This is a genomic window from Rhodopseudomonas parapalustris, assembly GCF_053772255.1.
Map to the genome: position 1 here is coordinate 1 of NZ_JAMKBZ010000067.1, position 1681 is coordinate 1681.

The following is a 1681-nucleotide window of genomic DNA, read 5'->3' on the forward strand; positions in this document are numbered from 1 at the left end:
TTACTCCGTCATTCCGGGGCACGCGCAGAGCGCGTGAACCCGGAATCCCGACATGTTGAACTAGTCGTCCGTGAACAATTTGGAAGCGGTTGATTTTGTTGGCTGATCGATTGTTGGCAAGTATTCGATTTTGCAGGAAAGCCGCGGGGTGACCGTGGTTTTCTTGCGTTTTGGGATTCTCGTTTGGGCCTGTTTGTGATTCCTTTGGTGGCGTGTTCGTCTGTCGGGAGGGGCGATGAGCAAGCCGCGGGACGATCGTCAGGTGGAGTTGTTTCGGCCGGCGCTGGAGCAGATCATCGATCTCACCCATCCGCTGGTGAGGCTGGCCGCGGAGATCGACTGGGTGTTTGTGGAGAGGCGCTTCGGCGCCGGCTATCGCACGGGGCCGGGGCAGCCGCCGTTGCCGACGCGGCTGATCGCCGGGCTTTTGATCCTCAAGCACATGCACGATCTGTCCGACGAAGCGTTGTGCGCGCGCTGGGTGGAGAACCCGTATTTCCAGTTCTTCTGCGGCGAGGTCGTGTTCCGGCACGATCTGCCGTTCGACCGCTCGTCGCTGAGCCGTTGGCGCAAGCGGCTGGGCGATGAGCAACTCGCGGCGCTGCTGCAGGAGAGCCTTTCGGTGGCGCATCGCTCGGGCGCGCTGCAGACCAAGGACTTGGAACGGGTGGTGGTCGACACCACGGTGCAGGAGAAGGCGATCGCGCATCCGACCGATGCCCGGCTCAACCACCGCGCGATCGAGAAGCTGGTCGATCTGGCCAAGCGCGAGGGCGTGGCGTTGCGCCAGAGCTATCTGCGGCTCGCCAAACGCGCCGCCATCATGGTCGGGCGCTACACCCATGCCCATCAGTTCAAGCGTGCCCGGCGCGAACTCAAATTCCTGCGCACCCGGCTCGGGCGCATCATCCGCGACATCCGCCGCAAGATCGAGGGCAACGCCGCACTCGAGGATCGCTTCGCGCCGCTGCTCGATCTCGCCGCACGGGTGAAGCAACAGGATCACCGCCAGCGCGGCCAGAAGGTCTATTCGCTGCACGCCCCGGAGGTCGAATGCATCGGCAAGGGCAAAGCGCGCTCACCCTACGAGTTCGGCTGCAAGGTCTCGGTGGCCACCCCCGCCACCGCGCCGAAGGGCGGCCAGTTCGTGCTGCACGCCAAGGCGCTGCACGGCAATCCATTCGACGGCCACACGCTCGGGCCGATCGTCGCCGACCTGGAGAAACTGACCGGTGTCGAAGTCCAGCGCATCCATGTCGACAAGGGCTATCGCGGCCACAGCTATCCCAACCGCTTCAAGGTCTGGATCTCCGGCCGGGTCCGCCGCGTCACCAAGACCATCCGCCGCGAGATGAAGCGCCGCGCCGCCGTCGAGCCGGTGATCGGTCATCTCAAGGCCGAGCACCGCATGGGCCGCAACCACCTCAAGGGCCGCCACGGCGACCGCATCAACGCCGTCCTCGCCGCCGCAGGCTTCAACTTCCACTTGCTGCTGCGCTGGTTCAAACGGCTTTTGCGTGCCCTGCTGATGATGCTGTCACTCCGACTCGAAGCCGCCCGACACCCCTAAATCAATCCAGTTCAGCAAACTTCACGGACGACTGAATATCAACACACTCTAGCGTCATCGCCCGGCTTGTCCGGGCGACCAAGTATTCCAGAGCGCTTCCGCAGATCACGA

Annotated in this window: 1 protein-coding gene; it reads left to right on the forward strand. The window is 63.8% G+C overall.

The genetic code is table 11. The features are described from left to right. Positions 1 to 235: 235 nt before the first annotated feature. Positions 236 to 1570 carry an IS5 family transposase gene (locus M9H71_RS25025; RefSeq protein ID WP_455407563.1) on the forward strand — a complete coding sequence of 445 codons (1335 nt, stop codon included), beginning with the start codon at positions 236 to 238 and terminating at the stop codon, positions 1568 to 1570. Positions 1571 to 1681 lie beyond the last annotated feature (111 nt).